Below are 21,815 nucleotides of genomic sequence, written 5' to 3'. Positions count from 1 at the left end.
GTACTTTATATTTATTGTAATAAAATTCATTTTTAGTGTTAAATCTTCTTAAAAACGACCTTTTTTACTCGGTTAGTATAGTAACCCAAAAACAAAGTTAATATTTTTTTTTGTTGTAAATACATCAATCGTTTATTTACGTTTTTGTAAGTACACTTTAGTCAAAAAAACCTACTGATGTCTAAACCTTGGCGTACGTACAGGTGTCTTCTTCCCACCAAATAATTTAGGTGCTGGCAGGGCATAACTTATTAATACTTCGTGTGATGTAGGAGACTTAGCTGTTTGCCCAACAGTGGTTAAATCTAGCGAATATCCTAATCGTAAAGAGTTGTTCAACATCGAAAGACCTGCAATAATGATACCAGCATCGTTTAATCGATAGGAGCCTCCTAACCAATATTTTTCAGTATAAGTAAAAATTGCGCCTCCTTCTAAAGCTGTTGTTACGAAATCACTACGCCAAAGGGCTGTAGGGGTAACTTTTACGTCTTCATTCAAATAATAATCGTAGCTCGCAGTCACATTCAATGCTTGTTTGATGGTATACTGACTAGCTCTGTCAACGCCAAAACTATAATTTGGATTATTTACGTGATTAAGGCTTACCCCGATTTGGTAATTATCTGCTTTATATAAAACTCCTAGTGATAGGTCTGCTTTGGTTTCATTAAGCTTTTTTAGTGCTGCATCTACAATTGGGTCTCCAGATTCACCAGGTCTGAAATTTGAATCAAATGTTTTAGTATGAAAACCACCTTTTACACCAATTGAAATAATCGAACCATTTCTAAGACCGATTTGATAAGAATATGATAGTAACATATTCTGATAACCACTTCCAGATGGTGTTTTGTCATTTACAAATTGGATACCAAGCCCACTATGAAGGCCATTTAGGGGCATTGAGGCCGTAAAAAGCTGTGTTCCCAATGAACCAGAACCATCATAAGTAGTTTGATAGGCTGTCCATTGATTACGGTAATGTAATTGAAATCTCATCACACCATCAGTACCAGCAGTGGCTGGATTAATGTATAGCGGATTAAACATATATTGGCTTAACTGTGCATCTTGTTGAGCAAAGACGGAATAGTTTGCCAATAGCAGTAGAATTATAGTAAAAAATTGTAAATTCTTTCGCATAGTCTTTCAAAAAAGTACAAATAAGTCAAATACAGGCTTTAATTCCAAATCTAATAAACATTTATATAAATTACGTCAAAAAATGTATCTCATAGATATTCCTAACGCTAATTTATTAATATTTGTTGTGATATGGCTGATAAAAAAAGAGACCCATGAGTTTATATCACTCACAGGTCTTTCATTAATTCTTTTTTATAGTCTTAAAGACTATTTGCTTTCTTGATATAAAGTTCCAAAGCACCCGTCATAGATGGGGCATTTGGAAGGGGTGCTTGAATATCTAAAATCAAGCCTGCTTCTGTTACTGCTTTTGCCGTGGTTGGTCCAAAGGCTGCAATTCTAGTTTTGTTTTGCTTGAAATCTGGAAAATTATGAAACAAAGATTTTATTCCAGAAGGGCTAAAAAATGCAATTACATCATAAAAAACGCTTTCTAAATCAGATAAATCTGAAGAAACTGTTTCATACATTACAGCCTCTGTAAGTTGTAAATCGTTTGTTCCCATAAATTCTGGGATATCACTACGACGCTTGTCTGAACAAGGAAATAAAAACTTTTCAGTTTTATGTTTCTTGATTAACTCAAGTAATTCAGCAGCAGTTTTTGTTCCTGTAAAAATCTTACGTTTACGTATTACAATATATTTCTGCAAGTAATTAGAAGTCTGTTCTGTGATACAGAAGTATTTCATATCAGCTGGTACTTCTATACGCGCTTCTTTACAAATGCGAAAAAAATGATCTACGGCATTACGACTAGTAAAAATAATGGCAGTATGATCAAGGATATTGATTTTTTGCTTCCGGAAGTCCTTAAAAGCAACGCCTTGAATTTCGATAAATGGGCGAAAATCAACTTTGATATTGTATCTTCTTTCCAACTCAAAATATGGTGATTTATCGTCGGCTGGGCGTGCTTGCGTAACTAAAATACTGGTTACTTTGGTTAATCTGTCTGGATGTGCGGTTAATGCTATTTCGCTCATGCTCAATGCAGTTAAACTTGATTGGATTATTGTTTGGGCTAATGTGCTATTTTTAGAACATTTTTTTGTTGAATTATCACATTATTTAGAGTGCAAAACGAATGCCTACTATAAGCGGTATTAATTCAACGATGCAAAGGTACGAAAATAAATACAGATTTTTTAGTGCCGTCATCTTATTTATCGTAAAGTATAATAGTGCTAAGCGTCCGATAAAGAATAATGAAATGGGAAAGAACAGATATTTTTCTGCATTTTCCGTAATTTCAGGTATTGATATCGTACTGTAGGTGAGTATAATTAGTACAATCAGGAAAAAAATACTTGATGCTTGAATAATTTTAAAAAAATGGATATTGATGATTTTATCTAGCCTGTAAAGGTTTGAAAGAATCATTAGTGAGATATATTTGAAAATATATGCGCCAAAGATAATAGAAGAAATTACCAAGAAGTTACTCAATAATACGCCAAGGGTTTCTCCTTCTTGAAGGATACTGCTAGTAGAGAATAAATCGTTCTTTTCATTAATTACCAACATAAAAATAAACCCAATAGTAAAACTAAGATTGACCACAAACAGTAAATTTCCTAAATCAAAGGGTTTGTTTACGATAAATGAATCATCGCGTACACTAATTGTTAGCAAATCTTTAGGATTAAAAAAACGCTCAAAAGATTTTGGCTGATAATTATACAAAAATGCGTAAGCACCTACCAGTAAGAATAGGCCAATCACAAAAAAGTTTTGAAAAGAGGAAATATCTCGTGGAATAATCGTTAATAATGACTCGGATAATTCAAATGTTTCCTGAGTTTTAGATATTCTATTCCCCACATAAACCATCATTTCTTCAATATTGGTATTACTACCATAAATTGTAAGAAATAGCTTCGTTTTTTTATAGACTCTCTGCAAGCTGTCAACATCTAACACAACCCATTTATTAATGGGCAATTGTTGCTGTAAAGACGCATTAATGAATAGATAGTTTTCTTTAGAGGAATAATATAGAATTTTATAAGTTTTATAATTTTCTATATCACAAAACAAGCTAAATGAATTATAGTCTTTATGGAGTTCACGAACATAGGGCACGTACGCCTTATAGCGTTCATCAAATACCTGCCAGTCATCTCGGTAGTCATGCACTAAATAATAGCCATTGTTTGGCCCAACGGTGTCTTTAGCGGTGATGTTAGGAATGAAAAATAAATACCCAGATATGATTAAAAAGGCTATTCTGAGAAAAGAGTATGATTGGACTAAACGCAAAATCCTGCATGATTGAATAAATCGTGCAGGATTTTGTGAATGAATATATTGCTGGAAGAATTTCAAGTCTTGATAGTTTTGTGCAAAATTAGAAAAAAACTATCAATAATTCATTGAAACCGTTTACTACAATCCTAATGCTTTTAACATTGTAGCACCAATATCAGCTGGAGAATGTACAACGTGGATACCGCAAGCTTCCATGATAGCCATTTTAGCAGCAGCAGTATCGTCTGCACCACCGATGATAGCACCCGCATGACCCATTCTACGACCTTTCGGTGCAGTTTGTCCAGCGATAAAACCTACTACAGGTTTTCTGTTTCCATCAGCTTTAATCCATTCAGCAGCTTCAGCTTCCATACCACCACCAATTTCACCAATCATTACGATACCCTCAGTTTCAGGGTCATTCATTAATAATTCAACGGCTTCTTTAGTAGTTGTTCCAATGATAGGGTCACCACCAATACCAATTGCAGTTGTTTGTCCTAAACCTGCTTTTGTTAATTGGTCTACAGCTTCGTAAGTTAAAGTTCCTGATTTTGATACGATACCAATTTTACCTTTAGTGAAAATAAAACCAGGCATGATACCTACTTTACATTCACCTGCTGTCATTACTCCCGGACAGTTTGGTCCAATTAAACGACAATCTTTGTTCTGAATGTATTCCTTAGCATAAATCATGTCTTTGGTTGGAATACCTTCTGTGATACAAATAATTACTTTGATACCAGCATCAGCCGATTCCATAATAGCATCAGCAGCAAATGCAGGTGGTACAAAGATGATTGAAGTATCAGCACCTGCTTTTTCTACAGCTTCAGTAACTGTATTAAATACAGGACGGTCAAGATGGGTTGAACCACCTTTTCCTGGCGTTACACCACCAACTACATTAGTACCATATTCGATCATTTGCTGAGCGTGGAATGAACCTTCAGACCCAGTAAAGCCTTGTACGATTATTTTTGAGTTTTTGTTAACAAGTACACTCATTTCAGATAAATATTTGGTTTGTAAAAATCAGTTTTTTTGTGAAATTACTGCATTTAATCTTAACAGTGATTATATTTATACAGTGCCTACGTAAATTTATCGTAAAGGTATAGTTTGCAAGGCAAAGGACAAAAAGGAATTTGGATATTGAGTAATATACTTATTTTAAATTGTATTTAATTGGTTGATTGTTAGGTGTTTAATGGTGTTTCTATTTCTGGAAATATAGTATAGCTTATTGGCATAAAGTACTTTTTGTTTAGCAATTTTGAGATAATGTTTTGAGCTAAAATTTTATTCAAGATTTTAATCCTGCCTTGGTAGAATTTATGTTTAACAAAATAACCATCAAATATCCTTTTGCTATTTGTGAGGATAAAGCCTAATAAGAAGAGAATCTAATGAGAAAAGAAAATAAAAAAAGCAAATCCAGCTAATTAGCTAGATTTGCTTTTTTTGAAATACCTATTTATTGTGCAGGTTAAAGTGCTCGCTTTTTACCTTTTGAATCTATTACTTCTATTGATTTCAAATTTGAATTTATCAATACACTTCGTGATGATTGTGATAAGAACGAAGTGCCATACCCAACTTCGACTCTTCGTGTTTTGCCATTTTTTAAATTTTCCAGCACAATATAATCATTGGTTTTCAAAGGCTTACTTTGAAGCGTATTGTTGCTTAATTGGAATGTTTTTAATACGCCACGGTTTTGTGTAGCCATTACCAAGGTTTTTCCTTTTGCATTAGTAAGTCTTACTAAGCCTTTTGCATCACCCGTTACGCCAAAGGCTGTTTCAGGTAATAGACTTGCTTTGAAATTCCCTTTTCCATCGCCTTTCAAGAGGAGGCCATTGAAAGCATCTAACCTGCCTACTGATACTTCTGATGAAAAGTCGTTCCCTACCATGAGTACGTCAAGATATCCATCATTGTCAAAATCCTCCGTCAGCATTCCTAATACAGGGGCTGTTTGTGCCTCCATTGGTAATGCTTTTACTTTGAAATTGCCGCCTCCAAGATTTTCTATATAGCTTGTTTTTAGGTAATTAGCCTTTAAAATGAGGGCGTCTTTTAATTCCTCTTCGGTGAAAAACCCTTTAATGTCAGATTTAGCCAGTTGATTGTAGGTTACAAATTTCTTACGTGTCGTAATCATTTGTTTATTCAAATCGTCTCTACCATTAAAAACAAATTCTTTTTTATGGGTGTCTGTGTTTTTAGGCTTTAAAAAAACAGTTGGAATAGCATCATAATTACCATCCGTATTGAAGTCTTTGGCATATATAGAAACAGGTTCGGTATCGCTTGCTCTCATGATAGAGTTTTTACCAAAATTTCCAACGATATAATCTATATCTCCATCATCATCAAAGTCGCCAGAAGTAATACTGTTCCAAAACCCAATTTGCTTGTTTAGGTCTAAAGCTCCTTCTAGTTTTTCTAATTTCCCATTGTTATTTTGTAGCATCGTAATGGGCATCCATTCGCCCGCAAGCATCAAGTCTATCCAGCCATCATTGTTGAAATCTGTCCAAAGGGCATCACACACTAAACCTATATTTGATAGACTCGGGGCTACCTGAGTACTCACATTAGTGAATTTTACTTGTCCAATTTTTGAATCGTTTCTAAGGATATAACTAGAAACAGGCATCGGATAACTAGAAACTTCTACACGCCCACCAATGAATAAATCAAGGTCGCCGTCTTTATCATAATCAGCAGCTTTGACACACGAGCCACTTTTTAAGAAGCTAGGTAAAGCTTGCATTTTTTGTACGAAATGCCCTTTGCCGTCATTTTCATAAAATCTGTCTTGATAAGTCGGTGAGTCTTTAGGTTGTTCATTACTACCACTTACAATGTACAAATCAAGGTCGTTATCAAGGTCAGCATCAAAAAGCAACACCCCCATATCCTCCGCAATTTTTGTAAGGTTAGTTTCACCGCCTATCAAATCAGACTTCACAAACTTTCCACTTTGGTTTTGTAATAAGAAAGTACCCTTTTGTTCAGAAGGCCCACCAATATAAATATCTTCAAGGCCATCGCCGTTTACGTCGCCAACGGCAATGGCGGGGCCAAATTGTGATAACTTGTGGGGAATCAATTTCTGAATATTGAAATCAATAAAATCTTTTTCAGTATGAACATAATCGATATTAAGGGAATCTGTAATATCTGCAAAAAGCGTTGTACGTTTTAATGGCTGACTTACATTGAGAAGCGTAGCATTCTTTTCATAAACCGTTAAAACTTGGTTGGCAGCTACATCTTTCAATATTTGAGTTTTGCCACTTTGCCAAATGATTTTCACTTCATTTATTTTATTGCTTTTGCCTAAACCGAAATGAGCAACGTTTTCGATAGTAGAAAGATACCCTCTGTAAGGGGTATTTTCGTACACTTGTTTCTGTCCATTTTGATAACTGATTTCAATGAATGCCCCTAAGCCACCAATGTTTTTATCAAGGCCTTTTAGCTTTATGCGTAGATAATTACTTTCTGTGGGCTTCGTTTCAATTAGATTATTGCGATATACAGAAGCCGAATCATTGATGTTGTTAGTAACATAATCTAAGTCGCCATCATTATCTAAATCTCCATAGGCTGCCCCATTAGAAAAGCTAGGATTGGTAAGCCCCCACGAAGCACTTACATCATCAAAAGCAAAGTTCCCTTTATTCTTGAAGGCATAATTCGTAATTTTTACAGATGGAATAGAATCCAAGAGCATCATTCTAGGTACCACATTACCCATTTCAGCACGGTAAATCATGAAGTCTTGGTCAGTAATATCACGTGGAAAACCATTTGTGATAATAATATCTCTGAGTCCATCATTATCAAAATCTGTTGCCATAGGCGTCCAACTCCAGTCAGTTTCAGCAATACCCGCCAATAAGCCAATCTCACTAAAAACAGGTTTGCCTGTTTTCGGGTTAAAGCCTTGATTCATTTGTAAGGTATTTCGAGGATATTGAAAATCATACCCAAACTTTTCATTGTTTTGATATGTCAGGTAATTATTGGGAGCCAGCATCATCTTTTTGCGATAATTATCCGCAGGCATCATATCAACGGCTAAAATATCAACAAGACCATCATTGTTTAAATCGGCAACATCATTACCCATAGCTGAATATGAAGTATGCTTGAAATAATCGTGGGCTTGGTCGGTAAAAGTACCGTTCTGATTATTGATATAAAGTAAATCGTTCGTCAGGTAATCGTTGGTAATGTAAATATCTTTCCAGCCATCTCTGTTGATATCAGTAATGTTTATTCCTAAGCCATAGCCTTCTATCAAAATACCTGCTTTTTTAGAAATATCCGAATATACGCCATGCTTTAGTTTTTCATCCCAATCGTTGCGGTATAATCTACCTGTACGTTTAGATGAACCATCTACTATTTTATCATGGTATTTGTTTGGAAAACGAATGTCTTCCATTTCATTAATCAATACATATAAATCTAAATCCCCATCGTTATCATAATCAAAAAATGCAGCATTAGTTGTATGAGTGGTATCGGCAATACCGTATTCCTTAGCCATTTCTTTAAACGTAGGAATGCCATCTTTGCCAACGCCTTGGTTAACATATAACATATTAGCACGTTCTGAGGCTACCTTCTTAACAGTAGCACATACGTATATATCTAATAGATTATCATTGTTGATATCAACGACAGCTACACCCGAACACCATTTTCCCTGTCCTGCAACGTTAGATTTTTCGGTTACATCCTCAAACTTTAACTTATTAGCCTCATCTACGCCTTTGTTTAGGTATAGTTTATTCGCTACTTGATTGCCCGTAAAATAAATATCAGTAAGATTATCATTGTTGAAGTCTCCAAGGGCTACCCCGCCACCATTGTACACATATTCAAACTCAAGGACATTCATTGTATCGTTTTCTATAATTCGATTAGAGAAAGTAATGCCTGTATCTTCTGCGGATAATTGAGTAAAAAGTGTTTCTTGTTTTTCACAAGCGCTAAATGAAAAGATAATAGTTATTAATAACAGCAGTAAAAGTTTTTGATTCATATTAAATAAGATAAGTTTGAATATAAAATTAGCAAGATTTTATATGAATTCTATATGCTAAAGCCTTTAAATAAATATTGATAGCATATTTTTTTTATAATTTATATTTAAATAGTAAAATTAAGCAGTTGGTATGGGAAAAGATGGTAGGGAGGGTAGGACACAAAAAAAGCTCGAAGATATCTCCGAGCTTTTTTCGTGCTTTTATTAACGAGTTATAATGTACGTTTTAATTCTTTCATTTCGTAACATTCGATGATGTCACCTACTTCAAGGTCATTGAAGTTTTTGATAGAAAGACCACATTCATATCCAAATTTCACTTCTGCCACATCGTCTTTGAAACGTTTTAAAGCAGAAATTTCACCTTCATGAACCACGACGAAGTCACGGATAACACGAATCTTATGCGAACGTTTCACTGTACCATCTAATACATAAGAACCTGCAACAGTACCTACTTTAGAGATTTTGAATACGTCACGTACTTCAATGTTAGCAGTCACTACTTCTTCAAATGTTGGTGCTAATAAACCTTCCATCGCATCTCTTACATCATCAATTGCTTGGTAGATGATAGAGTATGTACGAATTTCGATTTGTTCATTTTCTGCCAAACGACGAGCGTTTACACTTGGACGAACTTGGAACGCTACGATTACGGCATCTGAAGCAGAAGCCAACAATACGTCTGATTCTGAAACCTGACCAACTCCTTTGTGAATGATACGAACTTGTACTTCTTCGGTTGATAGTTTCAATAATGAATCTGATAATGCTTCTACTGAACCATCCACGTCACCTTTCACAATTACGTTCAATTCTTTGAATGTACCGATTGCTTTACGACGACCGATTTCTTCTAAGGTAATATGTTTACGAGTACGTAATGATTGTTCACGAATAATTTGCTCACGTTTGTTAGCAATTTCACGAGCATCACGTTCATTTTCCATCACGCTTAGTTTATCACCCGCAGCAGGAGCACCACTTAAACCAAGTACTTGTACTGGAATAGATGGACCAGCTTCTTTTAGTTTTACACCACGGTAATCAAACATGGCTTTAACACGACCATAATGAGCACCCGCAAGCATCATATCTCCAACTTTCAAGGTTCCAGACTGAACCATGATATTGGCAACATAACCACGTCCTTTATCTAATGAAGCTTCAATAACAGCACCTACAGCACGTTTATTAGGATTGGCTTTCAATTCTAACAATTCGGCTTCTAATAATACTTTCTCTAATAATTCATTGATACCCATCCCTGATTTTGAAGAAATTTCCTGAGTTTGGTATTTACCACCCCATTCTTCTACAAGCATGTTTTTGATAGACAATTGCTCACGAATTTTTTCTGTGTTTGCGCCAGGTTTATCAACTTTCGAGAATGCAAAAACGATAGGAACGCCAGCAACCATTGCGTGGTTGATAGCTTCTTCCGTTTGAGGCATCACAGCGTCGTCTGCTGCAATTACGATAATGGCAACGTCTGTCAATTTAGCACCACGAGCACGCATAGCGGTAAAGGCTTCGTGACCTGGCGTATCTAAGAATGTAACTCTACGACCGTCATCATGTTTTACAGAGTATGCACCGATGTGCTGAGTAATACCTCCGGCTTCACCTGCGGCAACTTTAGCACGACGAATATAGTCAAGTAATGATGTCTTACCGTGGTCAACGTGACCCATGATTGTTACGATAGGTGCTCTTGGTAATAAATCTTCAGGAGCATCTTCCTCTTCTGCAATAGCAGATTCGATTTCTTCTTCGGCTGAAACAAACTGAACTTCAAATCCGAATTCTTCCGTAATTAATGCGATAACATCTGCTTCCAGACGTTGGTTGATTGAAACGAACATTCCTAAACTCATACAAGTAGAAATAATTTCGTTTACAGATACATCCATTAAAGAAGCCAATTCGCTCGCTGAGATAAACTCAGTTACTTTCAAGATTTTTGCTTCTTCGTCTTCTGCTAATTGACGTTGTTCGTTTCTTTCTGCACGGAACTTACGTTTAACACGACGTTCTTTTGCACCAAAGTTCGACTTGTTGGTTTGTCCTTGCAGACGAGCCATCGTAGCCTTGATTTGGTCTTGAATTTGTTTTTCAGAAACTTCACCTTTAGGTTGTGGTTTTACGCCACCTCCAGCATTATTGTTGTTATTATTTCCTGCTGGTTTTTTCTTAAAGTTGTTGTTGTGCTGATTGTTATTGTTATTACCCTGATTGTTGTTATTATTTTGGGTATTATTGTTGTTCTGATTATTGTTGTTGCCCGATGCTCCACCATTATTAGCAGGTTTTTTAGCATTAGGGTCGTTCGTAGCAGGTGTAGTATTAGGTACACCATCTTTTTTAGGACGAGGAGCGCCTCTTTCGTTACGGATTTCAGCTTCTGTAACTTTAGCACCACCAGGTTTATCAATACGCTTACGCTTCTTTTTATTGTTATTATTGTTGTTGTTATTTCTAGAACCACCACGAGAAGGCTCGACAGGTAAAGAAATTTTCCCTAAAACTGTTAATCCTTTTAGTTGCTCTCCTTTAGCTTCGATTAATTCCACATTTGAAGTATCTTCAGGAATTTCATCGTTACGTCCTAATTTTTGCGCTGGAGCAGGATTAGGGCGTTGTTGTTGAGGCTGAGGAGCTGGATTAGGCGTTGGTAAGTTGCCACCCTGTTGTACTGGACGAGCCTGATTGTGGTTTCCACCACCGCCTTGCTGTTTGTTGTGCTGAGGGTTTTGATGGGAATTCCCGCCACCTTGTTGCTTATTATGCTGAGGGTTTTGATTCGGATTCCCGCCACCTTGCGGTTTATTTGGCTGATTTGGGTTGTTATTATTCCCACCGCCTTGTGGCTTGTTGTGTTGATTTTGGTTATTATTATTATTCACCCCACCTTGTGGTCTATTGTGTTGGTTCTGATTATTAGGCTGTATTGCTGCTTCAGCAATTTTTGGTTCTGCTATTGGTGTTGCGACTGCTTCTATCACTACTGGTTTTTCTAATACTACCACAGGTTCAGGCTTTGGTGCTTCCTTAACCGTTTCAACTTTTGGAATCTCTACTACTTTAACCTCTTGGGTTACCACAGGAATAATCACTGGCTTTACCTCTTCAACTTTAGGTTGTTCAACTTTCACTTGAATTTCAGGTTGTGGCTCAGGTTTAACAGTTTCAACCTTCACTACTGGCTCTTCTACTGTAGGCGCTGGTTTGGGTTCAACTATTGCAGGCTTTTGAGGAACAGGATTGCCTTTAGCATCCAATTCTATTTTGCCAAGTACTTTAAATTGTACTTCGGCTCTTCCCAAAATAACATCTGATTCTTTCTCAGCTTTTGCTGGCTCGGTTACTTTTGTTTGTTCTGATGCTTCTGTATTCTCTTTTCCTCGGAAGTAAAGAGGCATATCATCATCCTGTTTTTTTACAGGAACAAACTCTTCCTCTGTAGGTTTTGATGAAACCACAGGACTTGCTGCACCAACATCCTTTAATAAGGATTCGGCTCCATATTCTTTTGCTACGAGCTTTAACTGCTCAAAATTTAGTTTGGCGTTGGGGTTGTTCTCAACCTTATGACCTTTGACAGAGAGATATTGAACAATGGTTGAGGTTCCCACGTTAATCTGCTTTGCCACAAGGCTCAAACGCATCATTTTATCTTCTGCCATAATTTCTGTTGATACTTTTCTATAGTAATTTGTAATTTTAAGTAATGAATGATAGAATAGCTTTGATGAGTAAATGAGATATAAACAATGACTATTCTATCATTCTATCACTTACTCATTCTAAATTACTCAAACTCCGAACGTAGAATTGATAATACCTCGTTTACGGTTTCTTCCTCAAGTTCTGTACGACGAATTAATTCATCACTATTCAATTTGAGTACTTGTTTTGCCGTATCAAGACCGATTTTGTGTAATTCTGCAATTACCCAATCTTCGATTTCGTCTGTAAATTCAGTTAAGTCAACATCTTCTTCGTCAACTTCACTTTCTTTAATATCGCGATACACATCTAATTCGTAGCCTACTAACTTGCCTGCTAACTTAATGTTTTGTCCTCCTTTACCAATGGCCAAAGAAACTTGGTCTGGTTGTAAATACACCGCAATTCTCTTTCTTTCTTTATCAATTTTCATTGAACTCACTTTGGCAGGGCTTAACGCACGACCAACTAGTAATTCAAGGTTTTCAGTATAATTGATAACATCAATGTTTTCATTCTGTAATTCACGCACAATTCCATGAATACGAGAACCCTTCATCCCCACACACGCACCTACAGGATCAATACGATCATCATACGATTCTACCGCTACTTTTGCACGCTCACCTGGTTCACGCACAATTTTACGAATCATGATTTGTCCATCATAAATCTCAGGAATTTCCTGTTCAAACAAACGTTCCAAGAAAACAGGAGAAGTACGAGAAAGAATAATCTTTGGCGTACCGTTGTTCATATCTACTTTATGAATAACTGCTTTTACTGCTTCACCTTTTTTGAAACGGTCTTTTTGAATCATCTCTGATTTTGGTAAAGTCAACTCGTTGCCTTCGCTATCAGTAATGATAAATTCCTTTCCAATAATTTGGTAAACATCTCCCGAAACCATTTCACCCACCAAGTCTTTATATTTTTCAAAGAGGCCTTCTTTTTCTAAATCCTTAACTTTTTGAATCAATGTCTGACGAGCCGTTTGAACAATTCTTCGACCGAAATCTTCTAGTTTGATTAATTCCGCTACTTCTTCGCCAATTTCAAAATCAGGTTCAATCAATTTTGCTTCTGCCAAAGGAATTTTGTCATAATCCCAAATATCTTCTGAATTGTCATCAACAATTTCACGTGTACGCCACATTTCTAAGTCGCCACTTTCAGGGTTGATAATTACATCAAAATTTTCATCCGTACCGTATCTTTTACGAATCATCGTGCGGAATACGTCTTCCAGCACTTTAATCATCGTCGGACGGTCGATATTTTTTTCTTTTGCAAAATCCGCAAACGATGAAATTAACTCTGCACTGTTCATCTTTTCATAATTTTATTAATGTGAAAAGAAGCCAACAAGTAGAATGTATGAGGAATAGATTTGCTCTAATTTCAATGATTCAACAATTCGGCAACTCGACCACTATTTAAACGATATTTGTACTTTTGCTTGTTGTATACTCGAAAAAGGAATCGCGACTGCCTCTATTGGCTCTACTTTCTTACTTTTTGTTTTCTTTGGTTCTTCTTTAAATATAATGCCTTCGTCGCTTACATCTTCTAAAGCTCCTGTTTTTTCAACGCTATCTTTTAAAACTAATTTCAAATTACGACCAATGTTTTTTACAAACTGACGCTTAAAACTAAGCGGGTGATCGATACCAGGCGAAGATACTTCAAGATTATAGGCACCAGCTATCAATTCGTTGGTTTCAATAAAATGAGCTAATCTTCTACTTACAGAAGCACATTCTTCTATTTTGATACCTTCGTCGGTATCTAATAAAATAGTGATATTCTGTCTTGTCTTACTTTCACTTACTTGAACATCTACAATAAACAATCGTCCTTCTTCAAGGTATGGTTCAATCAGTTCGGTTATTTTTTCTTTTGTCATTTCTTTTTCTCACGATAAAACAACCGTGCTACAATCTAGTAAACAAAAAAGAGGGACTATCGACCCCTCTTCCTTTAAATTCTCTGCAAAAGTAATAAAAAATGTGTTAGAAAGCAAGCTTCCTTGTTGGTTTAGTAGGTATTTGATAAACTAATCGGCAAACAACAGCATAATAAAATTATAATCTTGCAAAAATCATTCAAAATTTATTCTAAAACTAAATCCATGCTTTTCAAAATCCAGACTTTCATAAAATGCATGGGCTTCGTGGCGTTTTAAATTACTGGATAATACTAATTTATAACAGCCTGCTTCTGTGCATTTCTCCATCGCAAAAACCATCATTTTTTTCCCGATTCCCTTCCCTTGAAAAGCATCAGAAACGACTACATCTTCAACCACTGCGGAGGGAGTACCGATATGTGCCAGATTGTCCATAATTAATAAGGCGAAAGTGCCAATAACTTCTTCCTCATTTGCAGCAACATATACCTTATAGTTAGGGTAACTCATCATTTTCTGAAAGAGAGCTTCTGCCTGTTCAATGGTTAGAACTTCTCCTTTATCTAGTACTTTGGCATAGAGACTGAGGATAGCAGGTAAATCTTCTTTTATGGCTTGTCGAATTTGAATATTCATGGTTTTAAGAAAAAAAATAGTACTTTTGGACAAAATTTTAACCTTGATTTTAGTATCCATCTAAAATACTTAATTATTTTAAAATGAACTCCGTATCCTCAGAATATAAGTTTGTTAGAAGAATAATTTAATTTTAAGCACTAAAATCAACAATCAGAAATCAAAAAAATGTCATACGGTTTATTAAAAGGAAAAAGAGGAATTATTTCTGGAGCATTAGATTCCAACTCTATCGCTTGGAAAGTAGCTCAGCGTGCTAAAGAAGAAGGAGCAATTATTACCCTTACTAATGCACCTTTAGCAATGAGGATGGGAGAAATCAATAAATTAGCCGAAGAGTGCGAAGCTAAGATTATTCCTGCTGATGCTACTTCTGTGGAAGATTTGGAAAAACTTTATGAAGGATCAATGGATGCTTTGGGTGGAAAAATAGATTTCGTATTGCATTCAATCGGAATGAGTACTAACATCCGTAAAAACAGACCTTATGGCGATTTGAACTATGAATGGTTTATGAAGTCGTTAGATGTTTCTGCTTTATCATTCCACAAAATGTTGCAGGTAGCTGACAAAATGGATGCTATTGCTAATAATGGTTCAGTAGTGGCTTTGTCTTATATTGCAGCACAACGCTCTTTCCCTGACTATACCGATATGGCACAAGCTAAAGCGATGTTAGAGTCGATAGCGCGTTCGTATGGTTTCCATTATGGAAAGAAAAACGGAACACGCGTAAATACAGTTTCACAATCGCCTACTAAAACTACTGCTGGTACTGGTATCTCTGGATTCAATGCTTTCTATGAATATGCCAACCAAATGGCTCCACTGGGAAATGCAACGGCTGACGAATGTGCGGATTACGTAATTACGTTATTCTCTGACTTAACGAAGAAGGTAACAATGCAAAACCTTTTCCATGATGGTGGTTTCTGTTCTGTAGGTATTTCAGAAGAAATCGTAGCTAAAATGGGATAATCAAAATAGGCTTGCGTAATAATATTTAGTGTAAATAAGTGTGGCAATCTCTTTTGAGGTTGCCATATTTTGTTTACAAGCATAAACGAAAAAAGCTCTTTACATCAAATGCAAAGAGCTTTTTAAGCAAATATTTTTATTACTATAAACTCAAAGTACCTCTACGAGCAGCATCTACTAAAGAAGCTTCTAAGCCTTTTTTGTTAATAGTACGGATAGCTTTCGCTGAAACTTTCAACTGTACCCATACACCTTCTGATTCTAAGAAAAATTTCTTAGTGTGTAAGTTTGGAAAAAATTTACGCTTAGTCTTGTTGTTAGCGTGAGAAACGTTATTTCCAACTTGTGTTTTTCTTCCTGTTAATTGACAAACCTTCGCCATGATAAAATTCTTTTATTTGTTATGTAAAATCGCCTTGAGAGCGATGTAATAGACTTGATTACCAGTGTTTTCCGAAATGGAATGCAAAATTATGAAATATTTGTTAATCTAACAATTAATTACTGAAATAAAACGAATATTTTTCGTGTTATCATTCAAGGACACACTTAAATTGAAATATTCATGTTTTATTATTCATTCAAGACATTCAAAATTAGTACTTTTGTTTAAAGCTAACTGCCAAGATTACATCATGCTAAAAAAAACAGTAACATCTCTTTTGTGGCTAATAAGTCTTCCTTTATATATATATACTTTATTTACCTATTTATTAGCTTATACTCTAGTGATTGATCACTGGTTTGTTGGTTTTATGATGATGAGCCTACCCGTCGTCATGTTGCTCTGTGCTATCACTGCCATTACTTGGTTATTTATCAGGCCATCCAGAATGATTTTACCTATTATTGTTTTGCTAATAGGCTATCCTTTTATCCGACGAACATTTGGTTTTCATAAAGCTAAAGAAGCAGATAAAAGCTTATCTGTACTTGATTATAATGTGTATGGTTTTCAACATAGTGCATATTATGAACATTTTGAAGATAACGAGATTAAAGAAAAGGTAAAGAACGAGATTTCATATTGTGTAGATACTCAGGCTGATATTAAATGCTTTCAAGAATTTTCTAGTTTTAGGGAAGATGCAGCCTTTAATACTTTTGACGCCATGATTGTGGATAACCCATATTATGTCATTAACAGTATTTATGGAACAGGTAGAGTTTTTTCATTAGCGATATTCTCTAAATACCCAATCATTCATGAAGAAAAGAGTTTGTTTGGACAAACACCCGGAAAAGACAATGGTAATGGCTATCTACTAGCCGATATTGCGTTGAAAAATGATACCATCAGAGTAATTAATTTACAATTACAATCAATGGGCATAAGGGTGAAAAAAGTAGTGGATGAAGTAAAGGGGAGCTCATTTGGTCAGGCTAGAGATGAAACTCGTGCTATTCTATGGAGTTTGAAAATGGGATTCATTAAACATTCAAAGGAGATAGAATTAATCGAAAGACGTATTGATGAAAGTCCGTACCCTGTAATTGTGTGTGGAGACTTTAATGAAACGCCTTATGGAAATGCTTATGGGCATATTCGTGATAGATTGAAAAATTCTTTCGAAGAAGCTGGAAATGGCTTTGGATTTACCCTAAATCGCAGTCCACGATTTGTTAGAATTGATAACCAATTCTGTAGTGAATCTATTGAAGTATTAGATTTTCAAACGCATAATCATATTAAATCATCAGACCATTACCCTGTATTTGGAACATATAAAATACATTGATTTATGGCTGATATTTTCCCATTTTGTTTTGTTTAAAATCACGATGAGCTTTAATCAGGTATTTGAAAATTTGCCGAGACTCAGTACCGTAAAAAATACTCTTTTTTATATTTGTTATCGCACCGCCATTGATATCTTTCATTACCATCTTATCTAAATGCTTGTATTTTGTTTGCAAATAAAGGTTGTTACGATAGATATAATAACAACGGATTGGAGAGTGAATATCCTTGACTTTCTTTACCATATATAAGGTCTTGATTGAAGCCCTTTTTACAGCTTCTCCAAGCTCATGTTTAAGAAATATATTAAGAAACATTATGATGTCGTAGCCGCAGTTCTGTGCCCTTAAACAATACTCTGTATCTACCCCATCAATAAATAGGGCTTCGTCGAAAGGGCCAATCTGCTGATAGGCAGCTAAATTTAAAAAGCTACCAGAAGTAATCATGGCAGGAACTTTTACGAGGTTAGTCTCGGCGATTGATTCTTTGTACTGTCTGCTGAAATTAGGCCCAAATAAGGCAACCTGTTTTTTATCCTGATAATTAGTAATACTATCAATGTATAAGTCAAAAGTGTTGCCCTCAAAACTTGAATCTTGATCCATCAACAACAACCATTCAAAACCCTCATTAATAGCTTGCTGGGCGGCTTCATTCAGCCTTTCAGCAATACCCTTGTTGATACCATCACAAGAATAGTGTATAGTAGGGTTATTAAAGGATGATTGATTGATAATGCTGGCAGATCCTTCAGTATTATCCAATACAAATAGTTTATCAACAGCGGTATGATAGCTGTTGATATTTTGTAAGGTTTGTTGTGTCGGATGGTAAAGTATTACTACTGCTGCTGTTTTCATAATAATATTGATTTTAATGCTAAAGAATTAGTTTTGAACTCAAAACTCAAAAGCATTTGATCCTTCTGGAATAACATTAGGTGATTTATAATAACTTTCGAGTATTCTCGGTGTTTTTAGTGCTTCTGCGATGGCATAAGGGAAGGATTGATTCCCAATAAAAAGCTTGATCCCCGCAATAATTTTTGCTAATTCAAAGAAATTACTTACTTCTACGTATATTAAATGTGGTATAAGTGCCTTCATCAAAGCATATTCCTCTGGTAAACCAACGAAAACCAGATTGATATATTTTTTGAGAATAGAATAATCAATAACTGGCGAGTTATAGCGGGTGCTTCTGGCAATAACGATTTTATCAGCCATTGAATTGTCCTTTGGGATAGTTAACCAAGGTTTGCTGAGGTCGTAGCTTACCGCAAAACAATTAAAATACCATCTGCTAATATGTCCTTTAGAATAATCGAAAGGAAATTTTCGGAATACATCTAAATCATAATCAATTTCTTGCTTATCATAAATATCAATTTGCTGAAACTGTTGCTGATGAGTCAAAAGAGGCTCTAGCATCAATATCGATTTTTCGTTTAGCCCAATGCCTTGAAGAGGGTGCTCTCCGTCAACTTTTATTTTCTGACCGATATTCAAATGGAGACGTGCTTTGCCGTTTTCAGCCAAAGCATACATGGTAGGAATGGCATAGATAATATCACCCAAATGCCCACTATGTTTGAAGTCAACAAGAGGTTTGGGGGTATCTAAAAAATTGATTGAAGGAATTTTGCTAACTTTTAGTTGATATTTATAATTTTGATAAGCGTCTTTGTTAGTGTTTTTTAAATAGAGTTTTTCAAAAGGGTTCAGTTTTTTAAATGCCATGTATAAAATGGTATAATTAAGAATGTGAGTTTAAAGAAAAGTTGAGTAATGTATTGTTAATCAAGTTGTTGTCCTTGATTAATAAGTGAAGTTAGCATTTATTTTACATAAAATCCCGCATAGGTTTTCCTAAACGGGATTTTATTTGATTATTTTATTAGAATGACTTTGCAATATTCGTAAATTCACGAGATTTCAATGATGCACCACCAATCAAGCCACCATCTACATCTGGACAAGCAAATAATTCTGGAGCATTTTTTTCATTACAGCTTCCACCATAAAGGATAGAAGTATTATCAGCAACTTCTTGGCCATATTTTGTAGCAAGATGCGCTCTTAAATATGCATGCATTTCTTGTGCTTGGTCAGAAGAAGCCGTTAGGCCTGTTCCAATTGCCCAAATTGGTTCGTAAGCAATCACCACTTTAGCAAAATCTTCAGCAGAAAGATGGAAAAGGCTATCTGTTAATTGTGACGCTACAAAAGCAAGAAAATCTTCTCCTTGACGTAATTCTAACGATTCTCCACAACAAAAAATTGGCGTTAATCCGTTTTCAAGTACAATGTTTACTTTTTCAGCTAGCTCCTCGTTCGTTTCGTTAAAATATTGACGACGCTCTGAGTGCCCAAGAATAACGTGTGTAACACCGATTGACTTTAGCATAGAAGCCGAAATCTCGCCAGTATAAGCACCTGAAGCTTTGCTTGAACAGTTTTGTGCCGCAATACCCACATTCGAAACTGTTTCTGTATATTTCTGTAGAGTAGCTAAATAAAGTGCTGGTGGAGCAATAATTACTTGCACATCAGTATTTACTTCGTCTTTTACCATGTTTACAACTTCAGAGGCTAAAATTAATGCCTCATCAGCTGTTTTATTCATTTTCCAGTTTCCTGCTACAATTTGCTTTCTCATTGTTTTTTGGTTAATTATAAATTAGATACTTTAACAAAAGTACTCGTTATCACAATTTTAAAAAACAAAAAAGGACAAGTATCTTCATTCTGATAGAGAAAATTTTGATTTTTTTTAAAAGTTAGCCTCTCAAATGGGTAGAATATTGACTATCAATTCAAAATAAAATTGCTTTTATTAGGTATGCTAAATCTGCTATTTTTCTTAAAAAATATGTGATGGAAATTTTTGTGTACTTTTCTTTGAATAAACATTAATTTTTCTATGCAGACCCTTGGAAATATGTAATATTATTCCGATATTTAGTTAAGAAAATGACTCCTCTTTATGAAACTCACTTGGCATAAAATATTATTGTTCAGTACTTTACCGCTGGCAGGGTATTGTCAAGATTCTATTGTATCTGCTGAACAAAATAATAGTGGTGTTACTGTCACTACTATTCCCAGAAACGAATATCCAAAGAAATTTAAACTGAAGCCTGTAACCGATGAAAAGTTTGGTTTTCAGTTACTTAAGAAAAAAAACAAGACTATCATCCCATTTGAATTTCATGCTAATTTAGTGATAGTACCGCTCAAGATTAATAATTCTGATACCTTACGTTTTATACTGGATACTGGCGTAAGTTCAATCATTCTTACTGATTTCAAAATAGCACAATCTCAACACATGATTTATAGTAGAAATGTGAAAATTGCGGGTGTTGGTATTGGGAATGACCTTGAAGCAGGAATTGTGTTAGACAATACTATCAAGATGGGCGAAGCCATTGGCTATCGTCAGAATATTGTTGTCTTAAAAGACGATATCCTAAGGCTGAGTGAATTTGTCGGAAGACCTATTCATGGTATTATCGGATATGACCTTTTTAACCGCTTTGCCGTAACGATTGATTTTGCTGAAAATCAGTTGATTCTGGAGAATCCAGAACATTATAAATATAAACCATCTAAAGGAGAACGCTTCCCTATTTCGATAGAAGAAAATAAGCCGTATCTAGGTACGGTAGAATTAGTAAATGGGGAAGAAAAGGTACCTATCAAAGTATTGCTGGATACTGGAGCAGGACATGCTATTTCTATTGAAGTAAATAAGAAATTTAATATACAATTGCCCCCCAAGGTGGTAAAAGCCCAACTTGGACGAGGATTGAGCGGTATTATTAATGGAAATCTGGGGAGATTACCCAAAATTAAGTTTGGAAAATTTGAATTAAACAATGTAGTGGCGTCGTTCCCTGATAGTTCTTCATTTCATTTAAAGCCCACTAATTTTTCTGAACGTCAGGGAAATGTAGGATGTGAATTTCTTAGAAGATTTAAAGTTACTTTCAATTACCGAGATAAATATGTGGTGTTGAAGCCTATCAATAGAAGGATGAAAGAGCCGTTTGAACACAACATGAGTGGCATGGAGTTGTTGGCAAGTGGAAGTGATTACCACGAATTTATGATTGAAAGAATTATTGAAAATTCACCTGCTCAATTAGCAGGGTTGCAACAAGGAGACAGGGTAATTTTTATCAATAACAGATCGTCTCGTGATGTATCCATTTCTGAAATTTATAAGATATTTCAGAAAGGCGAAGGTAAACCCGTTAATTTGGTTGTGAAAAGAGGGGCGAATGTGATTTTTACAACGGTTAATTTAAAAAGATTGATATAAAAAAGTCGCTTAGT

General features: G+C 35.4%; 16 protein-coding genes. 3 read left to right on the top strand and 13 right to left on the bottom strand.

Annotated features, from left to right (window positions below; all coding sequences use genetic code 11):
- Window positions 1-171: 171 nt before the first annotated feature.
- From J2Y60_RS18850 to J2Y60_RS18810, 9 genes are all read right to left on the bottom strand, one after another.
- Window positions 172-1,146, bottom strand: a complete 975-nt coding sequence (locus tag J2Y60_RS18850; protein WP_309922464.1) for a type IX secretion system membrane protein PorP/SprF — start codon at window positions 1,144-1,146, stop codon at window positions 172-174.
- A 203-nt stretch (window positions 1,147-1,349) separates the two neighbouring features.
- Window positions 1,350-2,135, bottom strand: coding sequence for a uroporphyrinogen-III synthase (locus tag J2Y60_RS18845; protein ID WP_309922460.1), 786 nt, complete (start codon window positions 2,133-2,135; stop codon window positions 1,350-1,352).
- 85 nt (window positions 2,136-2,220) lie between these two features.
- The gene (locus tag J2Y60_RS18840; protein WP_309922457.1) at window positions 2,221-3,477 is read right to left on the bottom strand and encodes a DUF4271 domain-containing protein; all 1,257 of its coding nucleotides are present in this window, start codon (window positions 3,475-3,477) and stop codon (window positions 2,221-2,223) included.
- Between the two features lie 60 nt (window positions 3,478-3,537).
- Window positions 3,538-4,413: a succinate--CoA ligase subunit alpha gene (gene sucD / locus J2Y60_RS18835; RefSeq protein ID WP_309922454.1), complete on the bottom strand. Its 876-nt coding sequence runs from the start codon at window positions 4,411-4,413 to the stop codon at window positions 3,538-3,540.
- A 481-nt stretch (window positions 4,414-4,894) separates the two neighbouring features.
- Window positions 4,895-8,473, bottom strand: coding sequence for an FG-GAP-like repeat-containing protein (locus tag J2Y60_RS18830; RefSeq protein WP_309922450.1), 3,579 nt, complete (start codon window positions 8,471-8,473; stop codon window positions 4,895-4,897).
- Window positions 8,474-8,688: 215 nt separating this feature from the next.
- On the bottom strand, window positions 8,689-12,165 hold the full coding sequence (gene infB / locus J2Y60_RS18825; RefSeq protein ID WP_309922447.1) for a translation initiation factor IF-2: 3,477 nt from the start codon (window positions 12,163-12,165) through the stop codon (window positions 8,689-8,691).
- 125 nt (window positions 12,166-12,290) lie between these two features.
- A complete protein-coding gene (gene nusA / locus J2Y60_RS18820; RefSeq protein WP_309922443.1) occupies window positions 12,291-13,538 on the bottom strand; it encodes a transcription termination factor NusA in 1,248 nt (415 codons plus the stop codon).
- 102 nt (window positions 13,539-13,640) lie between these two features.
- Window positions 13,641-14,114: a ribosome maturation factor RimP gene (gene rimP, locus J2Y60_RS18815; protein WP_309922440.1), complete on the bottom strand. Its 474-nt coding sequence runs from the start codon at window positions 14,112-14,114 to the stop codon at window positions 13,641-13,643.
- Window positions 14,115-14,309: 195 nt separating this feature from the next.
- Window positions 14,310-14,753, bottom strand: coding sequence for a GNAT family N-acetyltransferase (locus tag J2Y60_RS18810; protein WP_309922437.1), 444 nt, complete (start codon window positions 14,751-14,753; stop codon window positions 14,310-14,312).
- 168 nt (window positions 14,754-14,921) lie between these two features.
- Between J2Y60_RS18810 and J2Y60_RS18805 the strand changes: the two genes are divergently transcribed.
- Entirely contained in the window at window positions 14,922-15,731 is an 810-nt protein-coding gene (locus tag J2Y60_RS18805; RefSeq protein WP_309922433.1) for an SDR family oxidoreductase, read from the top strand.
- Between the two features lie 142 nt (window positions 15,732-15,873).
- Here J2Y60_RS18805 and rpmB read toward each other — a convergent pair whose 3' ends face one another.
- The gene (gene rpmB, locus J2Y60_RS18800; protein WP_184137596.1) at window positions 15,874-16,113 is read right to left on the bottom strand and encodes a 50S ribosomal protein L28; all 240 of its coding nucleotides are present in this window, start codon (window positions 16,111-16,113) and stop codon (window positions 15,874-15,876) included.
- A gap of 253 nt (window positions 16,114-16,366) precedes the next feature.
- On the opposite strand from rpmB, the gene J2Y60_RS18795 reads away from it, so the two are divergent.
- Window positions 16,367-17,470, top strand: coding sequence for an endonuclease/exonuclease/phosphatase family protein (locus J2Y60_RS18795; protein WP_309922432.1), 1,104 nt, complete (start codon window positions 16,367-16,369; stop codon window positions 17,468-17,470).
- Window position 17,471: 1 nt separating this feature from the next.
- Here J2Y60_RS18795 and J2Y60_RS18790 read toward each other — a convergent pair whose 3' ends face one another.
- The 3 genes from J2Y60_RS18790 to tpiA all read right to left on the bottom strand — a co-directional run bounded on the left by J2Y60_RS18790 (window position 17,472) and on the right by tpiA (window position 20,133).
- Window positions 17,472-18,335 carry a glycosyltransferase family 2 protein gene (locus tag J2Y60_RS18790; RefSeq protein WP_309922431.1) on the bottom strand — a complete coding sequence of 288 codons (864 nt, stop codon included), beginning with the start codon at window positions 18,333-18,335 and terminating at the stop codon, window positions 17,472-17,474.
- Window positions 18,336-18,374: 39 nt separating this feature from the next.
- On the bottom strand, window positions 18,375-19,214 hold the full coding sequence (locus J2Y60_RS18785) for a hypothetical protein (protein WP_309922429.1): 840 nt from the start codon (window positions 19,212-19,214) through the stop codon (window positions 18,375-18,377).
- 157 nt (window positions 19,215-19,371) lie between these two features.
- Window positions 19,372-20,133, bottom strand: a complete 762-nt coding sequence (gene tpiA / locus J2Y60_RS18780; RefSeq protein WP_309922426.1) for a triose-phosphate isomerase — start codon at window positions 20,131-20,133, stop codon at window positions 19,372-19,374.
- 327 nt (window positions 20,134-20,460) lie between these two features.
- On the opposite strand from tpiA, the gene J2Y60_RS18775 reads away from it, so the two are divergent.
- Window positions 20,461-21,801 carry an aspartyl protease family protein gene (locus tag J2Y60_RS18775; protein ID WP_309922423.1) on the top strand — a complete coding sequence of 447 codons (1,341 nt, stop codon included), beginning with the start codon at window positions 20,461-20,463 and terminating at the stop codon, window positions 21,799-21,801.
- Window positions 21,802-21,815: the final 14 nt, after the last annotated feature.

It is taken from the genome of Arcicella sp. BE140, assembly GCF_031456255.1.
GTDB lineage: Bacteria > Bacteroidota > Bacteroidia > Cytophagales > Spirosomataceae > Arcicella > Arcicella aquatica.
The sequence above is the reverse complement of the archived record's forward strand: the minus strand, read 5'-3'. Positions and strand labels throughout refer to the sequence as shown.